The organism is Kordiimonas sp. UBA4487, assembly GCF_002389025.1.
Taxonomy (GTDB): Bacteria; Pseudomonadota; Alphaproteobacteria; order Sphingomonadales; family Kordiimonadaceae; genus Kordiimonas; species Kordiimonas lacus.
In genome coordinates this window covers 236,238-259,168 of sequence record NZ_DGNR01000014.1, presented here as the reverse complement: position 1 = coordinate 259,168, position 22,931 = coordinate 236,238, and the positions used below count along the sequence as shown (strand labels likewise).

25 protein-coding genes are annotated in these 22,931 nt (G+C 57.0%); 14 read left to right on the top strand and 11 right to left on the bottom strand.

The genetic code is table 11. The features are described 5' to 3' along the window. Positions 1-86: 86 nt before the first annotated feature. Together B3Z17_RS16210 and B3Z17_RS16205 are read right to left on the bottom strand one after the other, a co-directional pair. Complete coding sequence (locus tag B3Z17_RS16210) at positions 87-1,661, bottom strand: PH domain-containing protein (protein WP_286830840.1); 1,575 nt, start codon at positions 1,659-1,661, stop codon at positions 87-89. Then, positions 1,648-2,184, bottom strand: coding sequence for a PH domain-containing protein (locus tag B3Z17_RS16205; protein ID WP_286830821.1), 537 nt, complete (start codon positions 2,182-2,184; stop codon positions 1,648-1,650). The genes B3Z17_RS16210 and B3Z17_RS16205 overlap by 14 nt, the downstream gene beginning before the upstream one ends. Before the next feature lie 174 nt (positions 2,185-2,358). Here B3Z17_RS16205 and B3Z17_RS16200 point away from each other — a divergent pair, with 174 nt between their 5' ends. Together B3Z17_RS16200 and B3Z17_RS16195 are read left to right on the top strand one after the other, a co-directional pair. Continuing rightward, positions 2,359-4,179 carry an ATP-binding cassette domain-containing protein gene (locus B3Z17_RS16200; RefSeq protein WP_286830820.1) on the top strand — a complete coding sequence of 607 codons (1,821 nt, stop codon included), beginning with the start codon at positions 2,359-2,361 and terminating at the stop codon, positions 4,177-4,179. Then, the gene (locus B3Z17_RS16195; RefSeq protein ID WP_286830819.1) at positions 4,176-4,976 is read left to right on the top strand and encodes a DUF817 domain-containing protein; all 801 of its coding nucleotides are present in this window, start codon (positions 4,176-4,178) and stop codon (positions 4,974-4,976) included. The genes B3Z17_RS16200 and B3Z17_RS16195 overlap by 4 nt, the downstream gene beginning before the upstream one ends. Here the strand turns inward: B3Z17_RS16195 and B3Z17_RS16190 are convergent. The 3 genes from B3Z17_RS16190 to B3Z17_RS16180 are packed head-to-tail and all read right to left on the bottom strand — an operon-like array spanning position 4,950 to position 7,575. Further along, positions 4,950-5,330 carry a DUF4112 domain-containing protein gene (locus B3Z17_RS16190; RefSeq protein ID WP_286830818.1) on the bottom strand — a complete coding sequence of 127 codons (381 nt, stop codon included), beginning with the start codon at positions 5,328-5,330 and terminating at the stop codon, positions 4,950-4,952. The genes B3Z17_RS16195 and B3Z17_RS16190 overlap by 27 nt on opposite strands. 13 nt (positions 5,331-5,343) lie before the next feature. Continuing rightward, the gene (locus tag B3Z17_RS16185) at positions 5,344-6,129 is read right to left on the bottom strand and encodes a formate/nitrite transporter family protein (RefSeq protein ID WP_286830817.1); all 786 of its coding nucleotides are present in this window, start codon (positions 6,127-6,129) and stop codon (positions 5,344-5,346) included. Positions 6,130-6,147: 18 nt separating this feature from the next. Next, the gene (locus tag B3Z17_RS16180) at positions 6,148-7,575 is read right to left on the bottom strand and encodes a YfcC family protein (protein WP_286830816.1); all 1,428 of its coding nucleotides are present in this window, start codon (positions 7,573-7,575) and stop codon (positions 6,148-6,150) included. A 122-nt stretch (positions 7,576-7,697) separates the two neighbouring features. Here B3Z17_RS16180 and B3Z17_RS16175 point away from each other — a divergent pair, with 122 nt between their 5' ends. Continuing rightward, the gene (locus tag B3Z17_RS16175) at positions 7,698-8,180 is read left to right on the top strand and encodes a GNAT family N-acetyltransferase (protein WP_286830815.1); all 483 of its coding nucleotides are present in this window, start codon (positions 7,698-7,700) and stop codon (positions 8,178-8,180) included. Positions 8,181-8,331: 151 nt separating this feature from the next. Here B3Z17_RS16175 and B3Z17_RS16170 read toward each other — a convergent pair whose 3' ends face one another. Then, the gene (locus tag B3Z17_RS16170) at positions 8,332-9,069 is read right to left on the bottom strand and encodes a hypothetical protein (RefSeq protein ID WP_286830814.1); all 738 of its coding nucleotides are present in this window, start codon (positions 9,067-9,069) and stop codon (positions 8,332-8,334) included. A 5-nt stretch (positions 9,070-9,074) separates the two neighbouring features. Next, a complete protein-coding gene (locus B3Z17_RS16165; protein ID WP_286830813.1) occupies positions 9,075-9,515 on the bottom strand; it encodes a GFA family protein in 441 nt (146 codons plus the stop codon). A gap of 233 nt (positions 9,516-9,748) precedes the next feature. On the opposite strand from B3Z17_RS16165, the gene B3Z17_RS16160 reads away from it, so the two are divergent. From B3Z17_RS16160 to tolB, 9 genes are all read left to right on the top strand, one after another. After that, positions 9,749-10,501: a YebC/PmpR family DNA-binding transcriptional regulator gene (locus B3Z17_RS16160; protein ID WP_286830812.1), complete on the top strand. Its 753-nt coding sequence runs from the start codon at positions 9,749-9,751 to the stop codon at positions 10,499-10,501. A gap of 63 nt (positions 10,502-10,564) precedes the next feature. After that, positions 10,565-11,062 carry a crossover junction endodeoxyribonuclease RuvC gene (gene ruvC / locus B3Z17_RS16155; protein ID WP_286830811.1) on the top strand — a complete coding sequence of 166 codons (498 nt, stop codon included), beginning with the start codon at positions 10,565-10,567 and terminating at the stop codon, positions 11,060-11,062. After that, positions 11,059-11,706: a Holliday junction branch migration protein RuvA gene (ruvA, locus tag B3Z17_RS16150; RefSeq protein WP_286830810.1), complete on the top strand. Its 648-nt coding sequence runs from the start codon at positions 11,059-11,061 to the stop codon at positions 11,704-11,706. Before ruvC ends, ruvA begins: the two co-directional genes overlap by 4 nt. Beyond that, entirely contained in the window at positions 11,703-12,746 is a 1,044-nt protein-coding gene (gene ruvB / locus B3Z17_RS16145; RefSeq protein WP_286830809.1) for a Holliday junction branch migration DNA helicase RuvB, read from the top strand. Before ruvA ends, ruvB begins: the two co-directional genes overlap by 4 nt. Beyond that, positions 12,746-13,225 (top strand): YbgC/FadM family acyl-CoA thioesterase, encoded by a 480-nt coding sequence (locus B3Z17_RS16140; RefSeq protein ID WP_286830808.1) that lies wholly within the window; start codon positions 12,746-12,748, stop codon positions 13,223-13,225. The genes ruvB and B3Z17_RS16140 overlap by 1 nt, the downstream gene beginning before the upstream one ends. Before the next feature lie 18 nt (positions 13,226-13,243). Continuing rightward, the gene (gene tolQ / locus B3Z17_RS16135; protein WP_068302946.1) at positions 13,244-13,966 is read left to right on the top strand and encodes a protein TolQ; all 723 of its coding nucleotides are present in this window, start codon (positions 13,244-13,246) and stop codon (positions 13,964-13,966) included. Between the two features lie 2 nt (positions 13,967-13,968). Beyond that, positions 13,969-14,409, top strand: a complete 441-nt coding sequence (gene tolR / locus B3Z17_RS16130; protein ID WP_068302954.1) for a protein TolR — start codon at positions 13,969-13,971, stop codon at positions 14,407-14,409. Between the two features lie 17 nt (positions 14,410-14,426). After that, a complete protein-coding gene (locus tag B3Z17_RS16125; RefSeq protein WP_286830807.1) occupies positions 14,427-15,308 on the top strand; it encodes a hypothetical protein in 882 nt (293 codons plus the stop codon). 15 nt (positions 15,309-15,323) lie between these two features. After that, positions 15,324-16,682, top strand: a complete 1,359-nt coding sequence (tolB, locus tag B3Z17_RS16120; RefSeq protein ID WP_068302964.1) for a Tol-Pal system beta propeller repeat protein TolB — start codon at positions 15,324-15,326, stop codon at positions 16,680-16,682. Between the two features lie 31 nt (positions 16,683-16,713). On the opposite strand, the gene B3Z17_RS16115 is transcribed toward tolB, so the two are convergent. After that, positions 16,714-18,186, bottom strand: a complete 1,473-nt coding sequence (locus tag B3Z17_RS16115) for a flavin-containing monooxygenase (RefSeq protein WP_286830806.1) — start codon at positions 18,184-18,186, stop codon at positions 16,714-16,716. 218 nt (positions 18,187-18,404) lie between these two features. Here B3Z17_RS16115 and B3Z17_RS16110 point away from each other — a divergent pair, with 218 nt between their 5' ends. Beyond that, positions 18,405-19,697, top strand: coding sequence for a DUF3422 family protein (locus B3Z17_RS16110; RefSeq protein ID WP_286830805.1), 1,293 nt, complete (start codon positions 18,405-18,407; stop codon positions 19,695-19,697). Between the two features lie 15 nt (positions 19,698-19,712). On the opposite strand, the gene B3Z17_RS16105 is transcribed toward B3Z17_RS16110, so the two are convergent. Genes B3Z17_RS16105 through cysQ form a run of 3 tightly spaced genes read right to left on the bottom strand, consistent with a single transcriptional unit; the run spans position 19,713 to position 22,047 of the window. Further along, positions 19,713-20,519, bottom strand: coding sequence for a substrate-binding periplasmic protein (locus B3Z17_RS16105; RefSeq protein WP_286830804.1), 807 nt, complete (start codon positions 20,517-20,519; stop codon positions 19,713-19,715). Between the two features lie 44 nt (positions 20,520-20,563). Then, entirely contained in the window at positions 20,564-21,187 is a 624-nt protein-coding gene (locus tag B3Z17_RS16100) for an NnrU family protein (RefSeq protein ID WP_286830803.1), read from the bottom strand. A 44-nt stretch (positions 21,188-21,231) separates the two neighbouring features. Continuing rightward, positions 21,232-22,047 carry a 3'(2'),5'-bisphosphate nucleotidase CysQ gene (gene cysQ, locus B3Z17_RS16095; protein ID WP_286830802.1) on the bottom strand — a complete coding sequence of 272 codons (816 nt, stop codon included), beginning with the start codon at positions 22,045-22,047 and terminating at the stop codon, positions 21,232-21,234. Between the two features lie 143 nt (positions 22,048-22,190). On the opposite strand from cysQ, the gene B3Z17_RS16090 reads away from it, so the two are divergent. Beyond that, positions 22,191-22,844, top strand: a complete 654-nt coding sequence (locus tag B3Z17_RS16090; RefSeq protein WP_286830801.1) for a histidine phosphotransferase family protein — start codon at positions 22,191-22,193, stop codon at positions 22,842-22,844. Positions 22,845-22,931: the final 87 nt, after the last annotated feature.

The following is a 22,931-nucleotide window of genomic DNA, read 5'->3' as shown; positions in this document are numbered from 1 at the left end:
ATCAGTAGATAAGGGACGTTGCCGCTTGGCAGTACCCACCACAGAAAACACAGTCATAGGGAGTATTTTTTCCGTAAAGAGGGATTTTACATCCACGCCTTCCTTGATGTCTCCACTTCATAAAGGATGCGGTCCCGCCATGCTTCGGCGTCGGCAAGCGGCATGTAGGGAATGGTCAGTGTCTGTCCCGCCAGTTGAACCTTCAGCGTTGCCAGTTGCCAGCGGCGCTGGCTTGGGCTTTGCGTCAGGGAGACGGTCTGGGCTTTATGAAACGGGAAGACAGTCATGCGTGTCCCCACAAAACCCTGCCGGACAACAGCGACCTTGCCGTCGCTCCAATAGCCGAAGCGCGCGTGGCGAAGTATTACGAAGGGAATTGCCAAGAAGGGAAGGAGTAGCGGTGCCAGCCCGGCCATGCCGACATTGGCAGCGAGTGGAATGGTCGCCAACATGGCAGGCAGCAGGGCAAAATAGAAAACGGTCTTCCAGACATAGAAGCGCGAAATGGCGCGCAACTGCATCGTCTGCCAATCCATTTGCCCAAACAGCCTGTTGGAAAGTGCCTGGTAGAAGGCTGGCAGCACGCTGGGGATAATGAAGTTCGATTTACGGTTCTGCGCCGGGTTGTTTGTGCCACCAAAGCCGACTTGTTTCATCACCAGGTGCCAGCGCCCCAGCAGCAGCGCCGGCCAGGGCTGGTTGATTTGCAGGCTTTGCACCTTGGTTTCGGGCACGCTGGTTTCAAGCCGCTCGAACAGGCCGGTTTCCCGGTGATAGCGCCCGTCCGCGTACAACAAGCGGAATCGGTAATAGACAATGATCGCGCCAATGACCGAAAAGAGCGTCAGCAACAGCAGGACAGTTAAAAGCCCTGCGGCAAACAGAAGCCCGAGGATGGTAGAATCATCGCCCGTTACCGGTATAACCGACGCTTCGATAAAGGCTTCGGCGTCCTCCTCCCAGGCATCAAACTGCTGGAAAATTGCACCAACAGCGATACCCGCAACCACCCAGATATTGTTGTTCGACAGGCCATAGCGCGCCAGCTCTGACACCGGCTGTGCCAACAGTAGTTCGCTGTCTTCAGTCTTGGTCTGGGGCGCTACATCGGGACCTTCGCTTTCACTGCGCTCAGATGTGGGCGCGGTCGCGGCGGGCTTGCTGCGGCGCTCCAGCACAGCGCGGCGGATGTCCTGCGCGAGCGATGTGGGAATGCCTGCCAGACTGACTTCCTCATCGCTTGAGCCCGCGCTTTCCAGCGCCAGGGCAACAAGGCCGAAGGGGCGGAAATAGAAGGGTTCCTTGACCACCACATTCTGGATGCGGTCGAATGACAGGGTCAGTCGCTTCTTGTTCAAGACCCCACGGTGGATCAGGAAGGTCTGGCCATCAAGGCGGAAGCGGAAATTGAGGTAACTAAGGATGCCTCCGACCAGGAGGGCTGCACCCGCAACAGCAGCGATCGCGCCCAGGATGAACCACCGGTTGTCGCCGGTGAAAATGGCGATACCGCCCAGATAGGCCACATTCTGGATGCCGTTTTTGGCAAAGCCGATAACAAACTTGATAATGAAATGGATAATGGCCGCTGGCGCAAGCCGGTTCCATGCCTCGCCGCTCAGGCTTTCAAGTGTTGCGGCCTGTTGCTCAGGCGCGGTCATCGGCTTCACCAGCGAGCTTCAGCACAAAGGATTTCAGGTCTGTAGCCTGCTGTTCGCCCAGAGCAGGGATTTTCATGTCCGCCGAGCCACCGCCGGCGGTGAAGAACTTCAGCGTCGACAAGCCAAAGGCCCGTTCAATGGGGTTGCGTTCGATTTCAATATGCTGGATGCGGTTGAACGGGAGCGCCACGCGCTTCCGCCAGATGACCCCTGCCTTGAAATGGATGTCATGGGTGCGCGCCGCAAAGCCGCTGTGCTTGGCCTGTAGCAGACAGGCAATGAAGATGATCGGCAAGGCGGCAAGTGGCAGCAGAAAGCCCCATGGGGCGCTCAGGAAACTGCTTTCAATCTTGCCGAGCGCCAGAAGAACGGTGAAAGCCACGCTCGGGACCGCCCATACCAGAAGGGACTCGGTGATCAAAAGGACGGCATGCCGTTGGTGTAGCGGTTCGAAGGCGATTGTGCCCGCAGATGGAATGTCCTGCGTCTGTACCTGCGCGTTTGAAAAAGTATCAAGTGTCACTATGCTGTCCCCCCATCTGCCCGACTTTCCTGCCTGCTCCCCAGCGGCAAGGTGCCGGATTTTATTGGCCGGATTTTATTGGTCTGAATGCATCCGTACTTGAATGCGTCTTCTATAGCTGGGTATAAGGCACGGAAAGCGCAAGGGGCGCAAGACACCTGGTAAAGAGACATCATGGCACCACCGATTTTGAGCTTGAAAGACATTGACCTGCACTGGGGCGCGGACCCGGTGCTGGATAAGCTTGAAATGCATATCGGCTATGACGAACGTCTCTGCCTGGTGGGCCGTAACGGTACCGGCAAATCGACGCTGCTGAAACTGGTGGCCGGGATCATCGAAGCTGACGGCGGTGAACGCTGGGTCCAGCCCGGCGCACGCATCGCTTACCTGCCGCAGGAACCCGACGCCAGCCAGTATGCCACGCTGAAGGATTATATCGTCGCCGGCCTGCCCGCGGATGAGCAGGACCAGACCTACCGCGCAGACGTGCTGATTGAAGACCTGAGCGTGGTCGGCGACGCCGACCCCAAGACGGCATCCGGCGGGGAGCTGAGGCGCGCGGCACTGGCACGTACGCTGATCGGCGAGCCTGACCTGTTGCTGCTGGATGAGCCGACAAACCATATGGATATTGCGACCATCGAATGGCTTGAAGGGTACTTGAAGGCCTGGCGCGGCGCCATGGTGCTGATCAGCCACGACCGGACATTTCTGAATAACCTGGCGACCGCCTGCCTGTGGCTTGACCGCGGCAAGATCAGGCGGCTTGATGAGGGCTTCGACAAGTTCGAGGCCTGGCAGGAAAAGGTTTATGGCGAAGAGGCAGAGTCGCTGAAGAAGCTGGATAAATTCATCAAGGAAGAAACCCGCTGGTCGGTTGAAGGCATCAGTGCCCGCCGGACCCGGAACCAGGGCCGCATGCGCCGTCTGCAGGGTCTTCGGCAGGAACGCCGCGGCGTGATCAAGGCCACGGGCCAGGTGAATATCTCGCTCGCGGGCGCTGACAAGTCCGGCGCGCGGGTGATTGAGGCCAAGGGTATTTCCAAGGCTTTTGAGGGTCGGACGCTGTTCGAGGATTTCTCCATCCGCATCAACCGGGGCGACCGGGTCGGCATCATCGGGCCGAACGGCGTGGGAAAATCCACGCTCCTGAAGGTGCTGATCGGGGAAATGGAGCCCGACAGTGGCGACATCAAGCGCGGCACCAACCTTGAGACGCTGTTGATTGACCAGAAGCGCGCCGACTTGAAGGACGACATGACCATCACAGATGTGCTGACGGGTGGTCGCGGCGAATGGGTTCATATCGGCGACGAGACCAAACACATCATGTCCTACCTGAAGGACTTCCTGTTTGACCCAAGCGTGGCGCATACACCTGTTTCGGCGCTGTCAGGTGGAGAGCGGAACCGGCTGCTGATTGCCAAGAATTTTGCCCGGCCATCGAACCTGATGATCCTTGACGAGCCCACGAACGACCTGGATATGGACACGCTGGACCTCTTGCAGGAGGTGCTGGCAGACTATAAAGGCACAATCCTTCTGGTCAGCCACGACCGGGACTTCCTGGACCGGGTGGTGACCAGCTCCATCGTGCTCGAGGGCGACGGCACGGCCACCGAATATGCTGGCGGCTACACGGATTACCTGACGCAGAAGAAGCTTTCAGTGGCCCCCAAGGCGGAACCCAAGGTGGAAAAGGCAAAGGTTGTTTCCATCAAGGATGCGCCCCAGAATGCGGGCCGAAAGAAGGCCACAAAGCTTTCCTACAAGGACCAGCGGGAGCTTGATCACCTGCCGGCCGAAGTGGAGAGCCTGAGCCAGCAGATGCAACAGATGGAAACCGAACTTTCGGACCCAAGCCTTTATGCCAAGGACCCGGCCCGCTTCAATGCGCTGAGCAAGGAGCTTGAAGCTAGGCGGGATGAGCTGGACGCCAAGGAACTGCGCTGGCTGGAACTCGAAGAGCTGAAGGAAAGCCTGGAAGGATGAGAAGCGGGCTCGCCGAATTGGGATGGTTTGGCTTGATGCAGGCCCGAGCCTGCCTGTTCGGCGCGCTGCTGATCATCCTTATCCTGCTGACACGATACTTCTGGCCTGAAGATGCGCTGTTGGCGCGCTATGACTTCCTGTTTCTTTCGGCCCTCCTGATCCAAGTGTTGATGCTTAAGTTTCGGCTTGAGACCTGGGACGAGGCCAAGGTTATCCTGGTGTTTCATGTCGTCGGCACGGTGATGGAGCTTTATAAAACCGCGAACGGGTCCTGGACCTACCCCGAAGACAACATGCTTCGAATTGCAGGTGTTCCGCTCTTCTCCGGCTTCATGTATGCGTCTGTGGGCAGCTATTTTGCCCGGGTCTGGCGTCTGTTTGACTTCCGTTTCACTGGCTATCCGCCGTTTTGGGCGACGGTTGTTTTGTCCGCTGTCATTTATGTGAATTTCTTTAGCCACGAGTTCTTCTTTGATCTGCGGTACCTGCTGTTTTTGGCTGTGATCCTGCTGTTTGGCCGGACTTGGGTCTACTTCACCGTACCAACCGGCCACCGCCGCCGCTTGCCATTGATGTTTGCACTGGTGTGTATCGCAACCGTGATCTGGGGGGCAGAGAATTTCAGCACCCTCGGGCGCATCTGGATCTATCCGCATCAGACAGATGGGTGGGACTTTGTGCCAGCCTCGAAATTGGGCTCCTGGTTCCTGTTGATGATCATCTCGGGCGTGCTTGTCAGCCTCGTGCAGCGCCCCAAGGCGGAAGTACGGCTAGAGGTCCGCGAGCGCGACGCCTAAATCCCGTTCAATCAGCCGGATATTGCGCTGGTTGGCCTTGAAGCCGACGTCGAACAGATCGCCAATCACCGGGATGGAGCCAACTACCCAGTCAATCACCAGATTGCCCAGCATGCGAACGATGATGGTGCGGCGAACCCCGATCCGGAAGGCTTCAAAGATGATATAGGCGGCCAAGGTGGCTGTGACGGTATCACCCGCCACAGGCAGAAGCCCGACGATGCTATCCAGACCAAAACGGATATTGGTGCCGGGGATGCGGAACTGGCTGTCCAAGAGGCGGGCCAGCCGGTGCACGCGCTTCAGGCGCTTGCGGTCCAGATCGGATAGGCTGTTGTGGCCTGGTGTTGCCATACGTATCCCACACTTAGGTGGCGCGGCCATATACCAACCAGTAGACAAGGGCAACCAGCCCGCCGCCGCCAACAATATTTCCTGCCGTAACCCAGACCAGATTGATGATCAGGCCCGCGCCGTCCCAGCCGATTGTGCCGTCCAGCATCGCAACTGGGATAACATACATATTGGCGACCGAGTGTTCGAATCCAAGGGCTACAAACGCTGAGATTGGCAGTACAATGGCCAGGATCTTGTCCGTGACGCTGTGGGCGGCGAAACAAAGCCATACAGCAAGGCACACAAGGACATTGCAGAGCACACCCCGGAAAAAGGCCTGGTCTGAGGGCAGGGCCAACTTGGACGCGGCGATCGAGGCTGCGGTTTCGCCAACCGCGCCGCCCGCCATGTCATAGATGCCTGAAAGCACAACAAGCACTGCGGTGCCCAAGGCGCCTATGAGGTTCCCTATATAAACGATGCCCCAGTTTCTCAGGAGCGCCCAGAGGGTCACCCGGCGGTCCGCCCAGGCCATGACAATCAAATTGTTACCTGTGAACAGTTCAGCGCCTGCAACGATCACAAGGATCAGGCCGGTGGAAAATACCAGGCCGCCCAGGACGCGCGCAGGGCCAAAGCCCAGCGGGCTGCCTGTCATTGCCAGCGTATAGAAGACGGCGCCAAGAGAGATGAAGGCACCCGCGAGGATGGCCAGAACAAGGGTTTTCCCGGCCGGCATGCCAACCTTCGCTACCCCGACGTCTTCTACTCGTTTGGCGATTTCCGCCGGGGAATAGGCATCGAGATTATAACCCATGTCTGGCCTCCTTGCGTCTTAGTTGGCGAAGCCCACCAGCTCCCCGAAGTGAACGGTGAACACAAGCGCCGCTGCCGCCAGCGTGAACAGCTTCAAGAGAAGCGGCATCACGAATTTGACCCACTGCACATAGGGGATTTTCCCCAGCGCAAGTGTGCCCACCACCAGTGCGCTTGTGGGCACCACCATGTTGGTGAAGCCGTCGCCGAACTGGTAGGCCAGAACGGCGGTCTGCTGGCTCACGCCTGTCAGTTCCGCCAGCGGCGACATGATCGGCATGGTGACAAATGCCTGACCCGAACCCGACGGAATGAAGAAGTTGGTAATGGTCTGCACCGCCAGCATGCCAAGGGCAGAAACACTTGGGCCCGTGCCTTCAAGTAGGCCCGCAATCGCATTGATGATGGTGTCGATGATCATGCCGTCGGTCAGCACCACTTCAATCGTGCGTGCGAAGCCGATCAGGAGCGCCGCCGCGGTCATTTCAGCCGCACCATCGATGAAGGTCTTGGACGCATCATTCGGCGCCATGCGTGAAATCAGCATGGTCAGCACGCCGATGGCCAGGAAGATGGTGTTCAGCTCGCCGATATACCAGTCCATCGTTTGGGCGCCATAAACGAACAGGACAATGCCCCCGATGAAGACCGTCAGGATCAGTGCCCGCTGCCACGTCATGGCGACATCGTGCGGCAAGTCAAAGCCCTTGGAATAATCCACGTGAGCCACCAGGCTTTTTGATGGGTCTGCTTTGATCTTGCGGGCATAGGCATAGATATGCTGGAAGGCAATTAACAGGCAGAGCACAAACAGCACGATCCGGAACCCAAGGCCGGATGTGGCCGGAAGGCCGGCAATATTCTGTGCGATCAACAGCCCGAACGGGTTGGTGCCCGCCGTGGCCCAGCCGACGCCGTAACTGGCCCACAGGATGCCCATGGCGACAATGCTGTCCAGCTTCATCGCCAGGCACATGGTCACCAGAATGGGGATCAGCGGCATATATTCCTCGCCCATGCCGATGGTGAAAGCCCCCATGCCGAAAAGCGTCAGCGTGCCGGCAATCAATATGCCGGGATTGCCGTCAAAGGTGCGCACAGCGCGAAATAGCAGCGCATCAATGGCGCCTGATGCGCGCAAAAGCGCAATCACACCGCCTACAAGGAACACCAGAAAAATGATGTCCTGCGCGGCTTCGAGCCCGCGTGGGATGGCCGACAGGAAATGCCAGACATCCAGTGTGGGCGCTTCTGCGACCGGGCCGTATGTGCCCGGCACCACCATGTCGCGGCTTTCGTTAAATGGTGCCGGCGCGCGTTCGAACGTGCCTGACGGAATCACGTAGCTGAGGAGCTGCGCGATGATAATCATTGAAAAAATCAGAACCAGCGAATCCGGAAAACGGCTTTTCTTCGCCGGGACCGCCTGATCGGTTACCGAAGCCATGTGCTTCCTCCCTTACCCCTTAAGTCTCAAGTGTCTGTTTTGCCAGCCGACACTTGTTGCTATGGTTTTACGAAGCAGGGTGCGAAAAAGCGAGCCTTTCTTTTGTGGAGTCAGGAGCGACCGTGAAGAACATCAATCTGGAAATCAAAGCCGAAGAGGACGCTGTGCCTTTCATGGACCTGCTATTGCTGGCGGACCCGTCCCCCGCCATGATCATGGACTATCTGGCGGACGGTACGCTCTTCAGCGCCAGGTGGGATGGTGTTGTGGTGGGCGTGTTCGTGCTGATGCACATTGACGACGTGAAGTGGGAGCTCAAGAACATCGCGGTGGCGCCGGAGTGGCAGAAGAAGGGTGTCGGCAAGGCGCTTTTGCAGGCCGCCATTGAAGAAGCGCGCAGGGAAGGCGCAAAACTTCTGGATGTGGGGACGGGGAATTCCAGCATCGACCAGCTCGCCTTCTACCAGAAGATGGGCTTCCGCATGCGCCGTATCGCCAAGAATTATTATACGCTCAATTACCCTGAACCGATCTATGAACATGGTATCCAGTGCCGCGACATGGTGGTGCTGACGCTGGAGTTGACAGAAGGTGGCGACGGCTGATCCCCGTGTCCTTGGACTCCTGACGCTTCAGCGCAGAGTGCGCCGGAGTCGCCGCAGGCCTGCCGGCGAAACCCGCCTGCGCATGTCTTTTGTTTAGCCGCACATAACCCTGAATGGGTGGATACAACCCGTCTGGTTGAATTTATGGCCTTTAGGTCTGATTAAGCTTGTCACCGCCGTGTGGCGCGGTACCCTTTAAGGGCCGGTGTGGGGCGTGTGTGTGAGGTGGATAGATGGCCAGAGGCAGCAGCAAGGCAGCAGTGGAAAAGGGTGCAGAAGCACCGGAAACCCAAGTCGAAAATCCAGGTGGGGCAAAGCCCAAGAAAGCCAGCAAAAAAGGTGGCAGCCTGTTTACGTGGATATTGGTGTCACTCGCCGCTTCCGCGCTCTGGTGGGCCCAGTACACAATGGCTTGATTTTCACTACTCAGCTGAAATTTCCTGGCCGCACAGGGTTGGCGCGGTGTCTGTGTGCCATGTGCCATAGGAGACTCTGACCCCCCCCCGTCTGGCTGTACCCAGAACATTGCATGGGTATTGCTAAGGTCGAAGTCATAAGTTCCGGTAGTGATGTATCCGAAGCTACACCCTATTTTGCGCCCCTCGAGCGTTGCAGAAAAGCCGAGCGCTCCCTCTGTGTCGTTGACCGCGACGAAGCTCAAGGTCGCGGAGGGGCCTATGTTGTTTGTGCTGTAGGTTTCGCGACCGATAGTGATTTTGACATCCGTAAGTCGTGACTTTGTTTCATTGATGATGGCGACCCGGTGCGTGTCGGTATCAGTACTGAAGCCCAGTCCGTGATAGGCCGCAACAAATAAACCGAAAAAGGCAAACCCATATAGGGTTAGGGCGGCCAACCATTTGATGACTTTTCTGAAGGCCGGGTGCATGGCCTTTAAAGCCCTACGTCCCAGCAGTCCTTGATCCGGACATTGCCGATCCACAGCTTGTTCCAGCGGGCGAGCTTTTCTTCCTTGCCCAAAAGCTTCGGCGAAGCGGGTTCTGTGGGGGCGAACTCGTCCCGGCAGTCCATGATGCGGGCATTGAAAGCGCCCTTGCGGGTCCCGTCGATATCGCATGTCACGGCGGTGACCACGCCGCAGCGCTGGCACAGCCAGAAGCGCGCGCTTTCCGATCCCTGCTCATAAAGGCTGATGGCCGCCTCATTCTGGATTTCGATTTCCATGCTGGCGTTGGGCGCCGACACCCAGGCGGCGCCATTCATGGTGCAGAAGTTACAGTCGCAGGCTCGGGGTGTCAGGTTGCTGGCGGTCTCATCGCAGGTCACGCGCACGGCAATATTGCCGCAGTAACAGCTGCCTTCCATATGTGTCATCGCTCGCTCCCGTCCGTTCGATTGTGTGTGGCTAAACTTTACATGGATTATGGGGCGCGGCCAGAGGGAAAATGCCGCAATTTTCCCTGTTCAAGTGCTTTAAATCTGCTAAGAAGAGGGCCACCAACGGCTGGCTGCATCCGCGCCGCCGGGCATCAATGTGTATTCAAGGGCTTCGCGGGACCCGTGTCCCCGGCCGAACAGCCCTTCAAAGGGACTATCAGAGGGTAACCATGGCAGGTCATTCCAAGTTTAAAAACATCATGCACCGCAAAGGTGCGCAGGACAAAAAGCGTTCCAAGATTTTCTCCAAGCTGAGCCGTGAGATCACGGTAGCTGCGAAAATGGGCGGCGAAGACGTGGATACCAACCCACGCCTGCGCCTGGCTGTGGCGAACGCCAAATCCCAGTCCATGCCGAAAGACAACATCGAACGCGCCATCGCGAAAGCGTCCGGCGGCGACTCCGAAAACTATGACGAGATGCGCTACGAGGGCTATGGCTCCGGCGGCGTTGGCGTGATTGTTGAGGCGCTGACAGACAACCGTAACCGCACCGCATCCGACGTGCGCACCATCTTCAACAAGGCGGGCGGCAACCTGGGCGAAAGCGGCTCGGTTGGTTTCATGTTCGACCGTGTCGGCGAAATCACCTATCCGGCTGACGTGGCTGACGCCGACGCCATGTTCGAAGCGGCGCTCGAAGCCGGCGCGGACGAAGTGGAAAGCGACGAGGACGGCCACGCCATCTATACCGAAGCGTCTGACCTGAACGCCGTTGTTGAAGCACTGACGGAAGCACTGGGCAAGGAGCCTGAGAACGCAAACCTGATCTGGAAGCCGAAAGAGCCGATCGAGCTCGACAAAGACGGCGCCGAGAAGATGATGCGCCTGATCGATGCGCTCGAAGACAATGACGATGTCCAGACCGTGTACGGTAACTACACGATCCCGGAAAACGTTCTGGCTGAGCTTGAAGCCGAGTAAACCATTCCGGCCCGCGCCTTCACCGGGGCGGGCCTTCTTTGCCATCAAGGGGGACCACTGCGCATGAGGCTGCTGGGGCTTGATCCCGGTCTTAGAAATACAGGCTGGGGCATCGTTGAAAGCGTAGGTACGCGGCTCTCGCATGTCGCCAACGGCGTCGTGAAATCCGATCCCAAGAAATCGCTGGCCGAACGGCTGGTGGAACTCTCTGAAGGCCTCGAAGAGGTCATCGCCGCCTGGCAGCCGCAGTCCTGTGCGGTGGAAGAAACCTTCGTCAACAAGAACCCCACCTCGACCCTCAAGCTGGGGCAGGCGCGCGGCATTGCGCTCCTCATCCCTGCGCGTGCGGGGATGCCGGTTGCCGAATATACGCCGAACCATGTGAAAAAATCAGTCGTGGGGGTGGGGCATGCGGCCAAGGAACAGGTGGACGCCATGGTGCAGGTGCTTTTGCCCGGCGTGAAAATTAATGGCCCGGATGCGGCAGATGCGCTTGCAGTTGCCATCTGTCATGCGCATCATGTCAGCACAATGAAAAATCTCGGGGGGATCAAATATTGATCGCGAAACTGACAGGTCTGCTGGATAGCGTTGGCGACGACTGGGCCATCATCGATGTGGGTGGGGTAGGGTATCTGGTGCACAGCTCCAGCCGCAGCCTGTCTGCGCTCCCAAGTCGGGGTGAAGCCGCACAGATGCATATTGAAACCGTGGTGCGCGAAGACGCCATCACCCTGTTTGGTTTTGTCGATGTGCTGGAGCGGGACATGTTCCGGCTCCTGACATCCGTTCAGGGCGTTGGTGCGAAAGTTGGCCTCGCAATCCTGTCGGCGCTGTCCCCAACCGACCTCCAGAACGCCATCGCGGCGCAGGACAAGACAGCCGTGTCGCGCGCCAAGGGTGTTGGCCCGAAAGTGGCAACGCGGATTGTGACCGAACTGAAGGACAAGGTGACCGGCCTCGTATTCGCGCCCAAGGGCGTGGAAATGGGCACTATGGGTGTGCCCCAAAGTGCCCAAACGGGTGGTAGTGCCCAGAGTGCCCAACAGAGTGCCCTTGAGGATGCTGTGTCGGCGCTCGTCAACCTCGGGTACAAGCGAGTGGAAGCGCACGGGGCTGTGGCGAAAGTGATGGCAGACTTTGGCGAGGACGCCACTGTGGCAGCGCTGGTGCCCGCCGCGCTGAAGGAGCTGAGTAGCCTATGAGTGAGCTCGGAGAAGACCGGTTGGTTGATCGCTCAGAGACGGGCGGCGACACGCTTGATGTAGGGCTAAGGCCCCAGAGCCTAAAGGAATTTATCGGCCAGAAACAGGCACGGGAGAACCTTGAGGTGTTCATCGGCGCCGCGCGCACTCGCGCCGAAGCTATGGACCATGTGCTGTTTTTCGGCCCGCCGGGGCTGGGTAAAACCACGTTGGCGCAGATTGTGGCGCGTGAGCTGGGTGTGAACTTCCGGGCGACCAGTGGCCCGGTGATCTCGAAAGCTGGCGATCTGGCCGCGCTCCTGACCAACCTGCAGGAACGCGATGTCCTGTTTATTGATGAAATTCATAGGCTTAACCCGGCTGTGGAGGAAGTCCTCTATCCGGCGATGGAAGATTTCCAACTGGACCTGATCATCGGCGAAGGCCCGGCCGCGCGCTCGGTACGCATTGACCTGCCGCCTTTCACGCTGGTGGGGGCTACCACCCGGTCCGGCCTGATCACCAAGCCGCTCAGGGATCGTTTCGGAATCCCAACGAGATTGGAATTCTATACCACCGAGGAACTTACCGAAGTGGTGCGGCGCGGTGCGCGGCTGCTGGAACTGAATATGACAGAAGAAGGCGCCCGCGAAGTGGCGGCCCGGTCGCGCGGGACGCCGCGGATTGCAGGGCGGCTGCTGCGCCGGGTGCGGGACTTTGCGCTGGTGGCGGAAAAGGATGTGGTGGACGCGCCGCACGCTGATGCCGCGCTCACCCGCCTGCAGGTGGATAATCTGGGCCTGGATACCATGGACCGACGCTATCTGCACTGTATCGGAGTCACCTACACAGGCGGGCCGGTGGGTGTTGAAACTCTGGCTGCCGCGCTCAGTGAACCACGTGACGCAATTGAGGATATAATCGAGCCCTATCTGATGCAGATTGGCCTGGTGCAGCGTACGCCGCGGGGGCGGATGCTGTCCCCCGACGGCTGGAAGCATCTGGGAATCGCACCGCCACCGGGCAAGGAAAGCGGCCAGTTGGATATGTTAGGCAAGTAATGAACACACCACAGACAGCAGAAGGCGCCTGGCAGGACGGCGTATTCCAGTTCCCTATCCGGGTTTATTATGAAGACACGGACGTCGGTGGCATGGTTTACCATGGCCGGTATGTGAGCTTCTTCGAACGTGTTCGCACCGAAAGCATCCGGAACTCGGCAGCCGATGTTAACTATCTGTTTGACCTGCCGGAATCCGAAGGTGGGCCGTTGACCTACGTGGTATCGAATATCAATATCCGCTACCGCCGGCAGGCAAAGATCGGCGACGTGCTGATGGGACATTCGATGGTTACCCGCGTGCGCGCGGCGGCGATCGAAGTCAAACAGTGGATCACACGGGACGGCGAAATGGTGGCCGAAGCCGATGTGCTGGTTGCCATCATCGGAAATGACGGTCGGCCACGTCGTTGGCCTAATTCTGCCAAAAAGTGCTGGCAGGACTGGATGGAAGCGGCAGCCGCCGCCCAGAAAAATTAAAGTTTCGGGGAGAGTTTGATGCAAGTTCAGACAGTGGAATCAGTCCAGCTTGGTGGCAATGCACCTGATTTTTCAATATTGGGCATGTTCCTCCAGGCAGACTTCATTGTGCAGGCTGTGATGATCATGCTGATTGCAGCCAGCCTCTGGAGCTGGTCGATCATCTTCAACACATGGGCACGCCTCAAGGAAGCCCGGTCAAAAGCCAATGACTTCGAGGACCGCTTCTGGTCCGGCGGCAGCCTGGATGAGCTGTACAACGGCCTGAAGGCATCACCCACCCATCCCATTGCCGCTGTGTTTGTGGCAGCGATGCGGGAATGGCAGCGCAGCCTGGCAAAGCGCTCCATGGGCGTGGACAAGCTGACAGTGCAGGACCGCATCTACAAGGCCATGCATGTCACCACCAGCCGCGAGATGGACCGGCTGGAGGGGCAGGTGGGCTATCTGGCAACCATCGGCTCCGCCGCGCCCTTCGTGGGCCTGTTCGGCACCGTGTGGGGCATCATGAACAGCTTTACCTCCATCGCGGTGGCAAGCGATACGTCCCTGGCAACAGTGGCGCCGGGGATCGCGGAAGCACTGCTGGCGACGGCGCTGGGGCTCGTGGCGGCCATTCCGGCTGTGATCGGCTACAACAAGCTGTCGACGGACCTGGGCCGGTACGCAGGCCGCGTGGAAGGGTTTTCGGACGAATTCGCTGCGATCCTGTCGCGCCAGCTTGACGAACAGGGGCATTAAAGATGGGTGCTACCGTTACGTCAGGTGGCCGGGTCGAAGGCGCACGCCGTCGGCGGGGCAGGTATCAGCCGCTCGCTGAGATCAACGTTACCCCCTTTGTGGACGTGATGCTGGTGCTGTTGATTGTCTTCATGGTGACCGCGCCTTTGCTGACCGCAGGTGTGCCTGTGGATCTGCCCAAAGCGGCAGCCAAGCCTTTGCCGCAGGACAGCAAGCCGCTTGAGATTTCGATCAATCAAAATGGTGCCATATTCATTGTCGACACTGAGACCAGCCTTGATGAGCTGATCCCACGCCTGACAGCCATTTCGGGCGAGAGCCGGGAAACCCGCATTTACGTACGTGGGGACACCAAACTGGATTATGGCAGGGTTATGGAAGTGATCGGCGCGATCAATGCGGCTGGTTACACCAAGGTAGCCTTGGTGGCCGAACAGAAATAAGTCTGGATAGCGTACCTGTGTCGAAGTCTGAAACAATCGGATGGATGCTCTCAGCCTCGCTGCACCTTGGTGTGGTAACGGTTGCATTGGTTGGGCTCCCCGATTGGTCCAAAGACCGCCCGACACCGCCGCCGCCGATCGCGATTGAGTTCGTCAAGATTGATGACAAAACGCAGGTGGCCGCGCCCGAACCGGAAGAACAGACGCAGGAACAGACAGTTACAGAGAAACCGCAGCCCAACTATGCCCGCGAGGAAGTTGTTGCGGATGCACCGGCAGAGGCCGTGCCGCTACCGGATGCAAAACCGGAGAGAAAGGTTACGGAGGCGAAACCAAAGCCAGCGCCGAAACCGGAAATCAGCGAACGCGATAGGCTGATTGCGCGCACGTCGCCGCAGTCAAAGCCGAAGCCGCCATCGAGGCTGAAGTCCAACCGGATTGCGGCCCTGATTGACCGTTCCATCAAGGAAGAGCAGGAACAGGCGCCGAAGGACGAAGAAAAGAAAGAAGAGAAGGTTGAGCAGAAGAAGGAAGAGGCAAAGCCTGATCCATTTGCCGGCCTGAGGGGTAAGATCGCGACAGCAACCTTGAAAGATGCGCTGCAGCAAAAACTCAGCGGTTGTTGGAACTTCCCGGGCGGCGCCAAGGGCGTTGAGAACATGCAGGTTCTGGTGCGCATTTGGATCGGTTCTGAAGGCAACCTGATGCGACGGCCTGAATTCTTGAACGCAGGTGACCTCAATGACCCAGACCGCGCTTATTTCCGGGTTTTTGCTGAAAGCGCACGAAGGGCAGTACAGCTTTGTGCTCCCTACCCGGAGGCGACGGAATATATGCGAACAGGAAATCTCGAGTATATTGACTTCAATTTTAATGGCGCTGACTTCGTTGGCGGATAAAAGAGAGACGGCAGAATGTTTGGACGTTTAGGACTCATATTTTCGGTACTGGTTTTGATCGTAACCGCGGGGGCAAATGCCCAGCTGGTGGTGGATGTGAACCGCGGGAATGTGGAACCTGTGCCTATTGCGGTGCCTGAATTCGCGCCAGTGGTGGACGTGGAAACGCCGACCGGGAAACTGTCGGACATTGGCGCCAGTATTTCCGACGTAATCACCTCCAATCTGGTGTCCACCGGTCTGTTCCGGGCTGTGGACCGCAACGCCTTCATTGAGAAAATAACCGCAGCGCCCACGCGCCCACGTTTCGCCGCCTGGCGCCCTCTTGCCGTGCAGGGCCTTGTGACCGGACGCCTCAATATGCTGCCGAACGGGAACCTGAGGGTGGAGTTCCGCCTGTGGGACGTGGTGGCAGAGGTGCAGATGGAGGGCGTGGGCTACACCACGCCTGTGTCCAACTGGCGCCGTATTGCCCATGTGATTTCTGACCGCATCTACAGCCGCCTGACCGGCGAAGAAGGATATTTTGATACCCGGATCGTGTATATCGCTGAGCAGGGCGATCCCCTCAACCGGATCAAGCGACTGGCGATCATGGATCAGGATGGTGCCAACCAGCAGTTCCTGACCGATGGCAGCTACCTGGTGCTGACACCGCGGTTCTCGCCAAACCGGCAGGAAATCACTTACCTGAGCTATTTCAATGATCGCCCGCGGGTGTATCTCTACAATATCCTGTCGAACAAATTTGAGGTGCTTGGGGATTTCCCGAACATGACCTTTGCGCCGCGTTTCTCACCGGACGGCAACAAGGTGATCATGAGCCTGGCAGAAAACGGAAACTCCGACATCTATGTGATGGACCTCAGGACCCGCAAGGTAACCCGGCTGACGGATGATCCAGGCATTGATACCTCGCCTTCCTATTCGCCGGATGGTAGTCGTATTGTGTTCAACTCTGACCGCGGCGGTACCCAGCAGCTCTATGTGATGGATGCGGACGGCTCTGACGTCCAGCGGATCAGCTTTGGGCGCGGGCGGTATGCCACACCTGTCTGGTCCCCTCGAGGAGACCTCGTCGCCTTCACAAAAATTGGTGAAGGCAAGTTCCGGATTGGTGTGATGCGGCCAGACGGCAGCGGCGAACGCCTGCTGACCAATGCCTATCAGGATGAAGGGCCGACATGGTCACCGAACGGGCGTGTGTTGATGTTCTTCCGCACTCCACCCTATAATCAGGGTGCCAATGGTGGGAAACCAGCGCTGTGGAGTGTGGACCTGACGGGCTATAATGAGCGGCAGGTGCCGACGCCGTTCGATGCGTCTGACCCGGCCTGGTCACCGCCCTTGCCGGTTACCACAAGGCAACAGTGAACCAATGCGAAAGGGGCCTGATGGCCCCTTTTTATTTCTCGAATTCATATTCCCGGCTTTTGAACTGCTTCATTTCACGGCGGTAGCGGAGGGTTGACCACGGCCAGAGTGTGTAGATGCGGCCGTCATCACCCTGATACCAGCTTTTGCAGTGTCCTGCCCAGACGGTGCCCTGAAGGTCTTTCTGGATCTGGGCATCAAAAGCGTCCGCTTCCTGTTCCTTGACTTCAACAGACGTTGCGCCTTTGGCTGCCATTTCCTTCAGCGCAGCGATGATATAGCCAACCTGTGCCTCGATCATCACGATCACGCTATTGTGTCCCAGCCCGCTGTTCGGCCCAAGAAGCATGAATAGGTTCGGGAAGCCGGGCATCGCCACTGTGCGGTGGGCGCGGATGCCGTCCGCCAGGTAACTGTTCATATCCAGCCCGTTCTTGCCCTTGATTGTCAAACCGTCCATCTGATCCCATGGTTTGAAGCCAGTGGCGTAAATGATGGTGTCAACCGGTCGGACCGTGCCGTCGTGTGTCGCGATACCTTCGGGACGGATCTCGGCAATACCGTCAGTAATCAGCGCGACATGATCCTGTTGCAGGGCAGGGAAATAGGTGTCTGAAGCCAAAATGCGTTTACAGCCAATCGGATAATCCGGCGTGAGCTTGGCCCGCAGGTCAGGGTCCTGTACCTGAGCTTCTAGGTGCTTCATGAACATTCTGGTGGCCCGCTTGGCGAAGAACTTGCCCTGCCGGAACAAGGGAAAGCGCATCTCGAATGTCAGGTAAATCTGCAGCCGGTGCAGCTTTTCGAGCCAGGGAAAACGCTTGAAGCGTTGTTTCCATTTTTCCGAATAGGCCATATAGGGGCGGGAGACGATCCAGTTTGGTGTGCGCTGATAAACGTCCAGATGCTCAACCTTGCTCACAATTTCCGGGATCAGCTGGATCGCGCTCGCCGCTGTGCCAATGACGGCAACCCGTTTGCCTGAAAGGTTGTGCTCGTGGTTCCAGCGTGCGGTGTGAAAGCTGGTGCCCTTGAAGCTCTGCTGGCCGGGGATGTCAGGATAGTTGGGGATATGAAGGCCGCCCATGCAGTTGACCAGAAAGTCGGTCTGATGGGTCTGGCCATTAGCGAATGTCAGGTGCCACCGGTTGTCACGCCACACTGCATCTTTCAGTTCTGCACCGAATACCAGATGCTTGCCCAACTGATGGCGTTCTGTGACATCTGTTATATAATCCTGGATTTCTCCGCCGGGGCTAAAGACCATCGACCAATCGGCCTTGGGCTCGAAAGAATAGCTGTAGAGGTGGCTTGGGACATCGCAGGCTACCCCTGGATAGGTATTGTCGCGCCAGGTGCCGCCGACGGCTTCGGCCTTTTCAAAAATGTGAAAATCGGCAAAGCCTGCCTCTTTGAGTTTGATGGCCATGCACAGGCCGGATAGGCCAGCGCCAATGATGGCAATTGTTGGCTTGCTTTTCCCAAATGTCGACCCGTCAGCCACGCTTGTCTCCCCTTATTGCCTGCTATGATTAATTGAAAACATTAATTTGTAAAGCAGCATGTCACACTCGTCTGCGAAGGCAGAGGTGACTAAGGGAAGGTTACCTGCGGCGTTAGAAAAAGCCGTGATTGCATATGGGCCCAATGGGATAAAGTGCGCCTGGGCTTGTTTTGAGACTTTTGGGGTAGGGCTCTCTCACATTTGTGACGAGAGTGACGATGGATATATCAAGTGTTTCCGACCCATTGCGGGTTGAGTTGAATAAAGAATTGCATGGGCGCCCGGCCATCAGCCTGGGTGCCCCGGCACGTGTCAGTCATTTTGCCTACCTGTCGGGTGAAGACGGCGGCAGGGCCGATCGCAAACATTTGCAGGCTCTGTGTGATCGTTATGGCATGACGCGGCCTCCAGCCGTCGGGCGGCATTATATGGCTGACTTCGGTCCCTTCTTTTTAAAGTGGGAGCGCCATACAGAATTCACGACCTATACGGTGGCGGTCAGGAGCGGCAAAGACGTGCCCTTCACAATCGCTGCGGTAGAGGCTATGCCACGAGACTGGGTGGAGGCCATTCCAGGGCGGATGTTGGTTGCACTCAATATTGAGCTTGTCGACGCCAATGACCAGACGGCCAAAGAGGCGTGTTTCACACCCTTCTGGCACAAGGATGTGGCAGGCAGCAAAGTGGCAGGCGGCCGCACGTCGGTCTGGAGCGATTTCCGTATACATGATGACAGCTTTATGCGGCTTGCCATTCTTGCCGATGATTTATCTGAAGGTCGGGCAGGCCGCCTTGTTCAGAGGCTTGTTGAGATTTTCACCTATAGTCATATGGCGTTGATGGCGTTGCCAGAAGCTCGAGCCGTGATGGCCCAGTCATCAGAGATTGAGAAGCGCCTGGAGCAGACGGTTTCAGAGATGTCGCACACCAAGGCCGGATCAGAGGCGGAGCATCACCTTGATACGCTGCTTGGATTGGCGGCACGAACCGAGCATCAAGTGGCACAGTCCAGCTTCCGGTTCTCTGCGGCAAAGGCTTATCATTCACTTGTGGAACGGCGGTTTGAGGAAATGCGTGAGTCTCGCATTCCCGGGAGCCAGAGGCTTTCCAATTTTCTCGACCGACATTTAGCCCCGGCAATGCGGACATGTGAGGCCGCGGCAAAACGCTTGAATGATTTGGCCCTGCGGGTGGACCGCGCTGCTGGACTGTTGCGCACGCAAGTGGATCTTGACTCACAGCGTCAGAACAAGGCGCTCCTGATGTCAATGAACCAGCGGGCACAGTTACAGCTTAGGCTTCAGGAAACGGTGGAAGGCTTGTCGGTGGTTGCAATCAGCTATTACACCATTGGCATTATCAGTACGGGATTTAAGGCGGCAAAGGCCGCAGGTTATCCCGTTGATGCAGGGCTGTTTACGGGGCTTAGCATCCCCGTGGTCATGCTTGGTGCCTTCCTGCTTGTCCGCCGAATTCGAAAGTCGGTCATGAAGGTTTCGGTGGAGGCCTGATGTGGCACAGGTGAGCTAGTTTTGCTTTCCGACCTCGCCACCGTGGCGAGCCAGAATGCTTTTTCGCAATGCATCAAGAGAGCTGTTGATGGCATTCAATCTGGCAATGAGGTCAGGGTCTGTCGCCTTGGAACAGGCCATCGAAAGGTCGGCTTTTTTCCATAAAAGGGCCAAGGCAGGTGCCGGAAGGTTTGCGGCTTTCGCAGCCAGGGGGGCATCGATCACGCCAGAAACCCAAAAATCGGCGCGTCCATGAAACAGCATTTTGGCGGCTGTTTCGTCATTGACGGTCCTGGTGACCTTAATCCCTGCCTGTTCCTCGATGTCATCGACTGACGCACTGCCTGATTTTCCAACCACGGTATAGCGCTGGAGGTCTTTTGGCGTATCTATCATCGCTGTGCTGTCGGGGCGTTTGAAAACTGCCCAGCCACCTTCCAGCAAGGGGCCAACCCATTGAAACATTGGCTCCCTGGCAGGTGTTCTGTTCGTCATAAAAACGCAGGTGTTTGCGTTGCTTTGAGCCCTTCGGTAAGCCCGTTGCCAAGGCAGGGACTGGATAGAGTAAGAAACGCCTGACTGTGCCATTATTTCTCTGACAATACCTACGCCGGTCCCGGTAACCTCCCCGCTTGACGTATCGGTGTAGCTGTAAGGGTGGTTCTCTTCCGTCAATAAGTGCAAGGTTGTTTCGGCGTCGTCCGCTGCCGAAACAGGTACTGCACAGGAGGCAAAAACCAGAACCATCCAGCTTAACCGAAGCAATGAATCAATCCTCCAGAGACGATGATAACGGGATACATTGAATATGCGTCGTGCCATCACCCATCTTCATATCTTCAAATCGTAAAGAAAAAGTATGGGCGTTAGGCGGGCGGCATGGGACTGACACCAATCAGCCATTCATGGACCCACACTGCGAAGACGCCATACAACACCAGCGCAATCAAAACCGTGACAACGTCTTTTAGGGTACTAACGCGTTCCGGCTTTTCCCATTCACCATCGCGATGATTGCTGCCCAGTATGGAAATGAGCGACCAGATCAGAAAACCACCGAAAAGCAGTAGGGACCGGGTCTCGCCGTTCACCATCATGTGGCCTGTCGACCAAAGGATAATGGATGTGAGTTGTGGGTGGCGAATGACGCGTTTGATATTTGTTGGTGCATTACTCGCAATGAACAGAATAAATCCAAGAAGAACCAATAGCGCGGCGAGATGATAAGCCCACCGGGGTGCTTCATATACAAAAACCGGATCCGTCAGTGTCCAACCTTTATAAACCAGGAACAGGGATGAAATGGAAGCAAGTGCAAACAGCCCCTTGTAGGGCAAGGCGCCGATCCGAGAGATAACGCTGCTACGGGCTTCTCGCGCGAAAATTGGCACCAGATGCAACAGGAAAAATAGGGCGAGGCCCAGCACAAGTAAGGTCATCATTTCCTCCCTCAGTTTCGAATAACCTAACCGAGGATTGAAAAATTCCAAAGCATTGTGTTGGGCAGATGGATACCGCCTAAGTCAATGAATTATCAAGAAGCAAGGTCCGGCGTATCAAAACTGGGGTCGGCTTTACATAGGAACCAGGGATTAAGGAATGTCGTGAGGTCCTTGCCGTATGTCAGTGGCGTGCCGCCCGCAACTTCAACGGACCCGCCAGCTGCCAACAGGACGGCGTGGGCTGCAGCGGTATCCCACTCGCACGTAGGGCCCAGGCGCGGGTATAGGTCCGCTTCGCCTGTGGCCAGAAGACAAAGCTTCAGGCTGGAGCCGATCGAAACATGGTCGGCGCTCGGGAAATGAGAAAGCCATGCTTCGAGTTCTTGCGACCGGTGCGATTTCGAAGCAACGATTGTCAGCTTGTCGCCAATGCTGGGGCGTGTTGCAACGGGGCGTTCGTTCACCAATTCGCCATCCTCGACGTCTGCAATCCAGGCGCCTTGGCCAACAATGCCCCAATAAAGCTTGTTCATTGCTGGCGCGAGGACCAGGCCCATAACGGGACTGCCGTCCTTTATCAGGCCGATGTTGACAGTGAAATCAGACCCTTTTTTTATGAACTCCTTGGTGCCGTCCAGTGGGTCGACCAGCCAGAAAGTGCCACCAGAAATGTCAGGACATTTGCCTTCTGATTTTGCTTCCTCGCCGACAATCGGAATATCAGGGGCCAGTTCCTTCAGGGCAGCCTCGATGATTTCCTCGCCGCGACGGTCAGCTTCCGTGACCGGAGATTGATCGGCTTTTCCGTATACTTCGAAGTCCGAGTGATAGACCGCCATCACAGTTTCGCCCGCACGCAGGATGGTCGATTGAAGGGCTGGAATCATTGAGGCGAGGTCGTGCGACATGGGGATCCTTAAAAAATATGTGATTGGCCGCTTGGCGCTGGGCTTACAGTTGGCTATGGTTCTGCCATGATTGAGAAAAATCGCAAGTATTAATCGCGAGAAAAGCTGAAGCCGGGTGGGGTTTCACCATAGCGGAGGGGCATATGGCTAATATTGATTTTGCGGCGTTGTTGTGTTCGCGCCTTTGTCACGATCTTGTAAGCCCTGTCGGAGCGATAAACAACGGCTTGGAGGTGTTGCAGGACGAGCAGGAAGCCTCCATGCGGGAAGCCGTTTTGGACCTCATTGAAAAGTCAACGCGCCAAACAAGTAACAAGCTACAATTCTTCCGGCTTGCCTTCGGGGCAGGCGGTGGTTTTTCCGCTCAGTTGGATGTTCGCGAGTGTGAAAAAGCGATGCGCTCCTTTCTTTCAGGCAGTCGCGTTGATCTTGATTGGCAAGTGAATTTGGAAAGTGCGCCGAAAAACCTTGTTAAGGTGTTGCTGAATGTTGGTTTGGTGGTGTCAGAGTCGCTTATTCGCGGCGGCAAGATGAAACTGTCAACGGAGCAATCAGGAAACACCGTTACCGTTTCTGTCGTAGGCGAGGGGCAAAGGGTGATTTTGCAAAAGCCGGTTCGGGAGGCGATGGAAGGCAACCTTGCTGAAGAGGATTTGGACCCCCGGGCTGCTCCAGCATTTCTTGCTTCTGCTGTTGCAAAAGAAACAGGTGGGAATATTGTGGTTGAAGCCATCGGGGAAACAAACATTGCAGTATCGGCAACCCTTGTTTTTCCAGCAGAAGTGAACGCGGAATAAAGAAAGTTTTACACGTTCTTAACTCTTTTTGGCCAAGGTGCAAGGAGTGGGATTTTGAGAGGGTTCGGTTTCAGTTGAACCTGCATA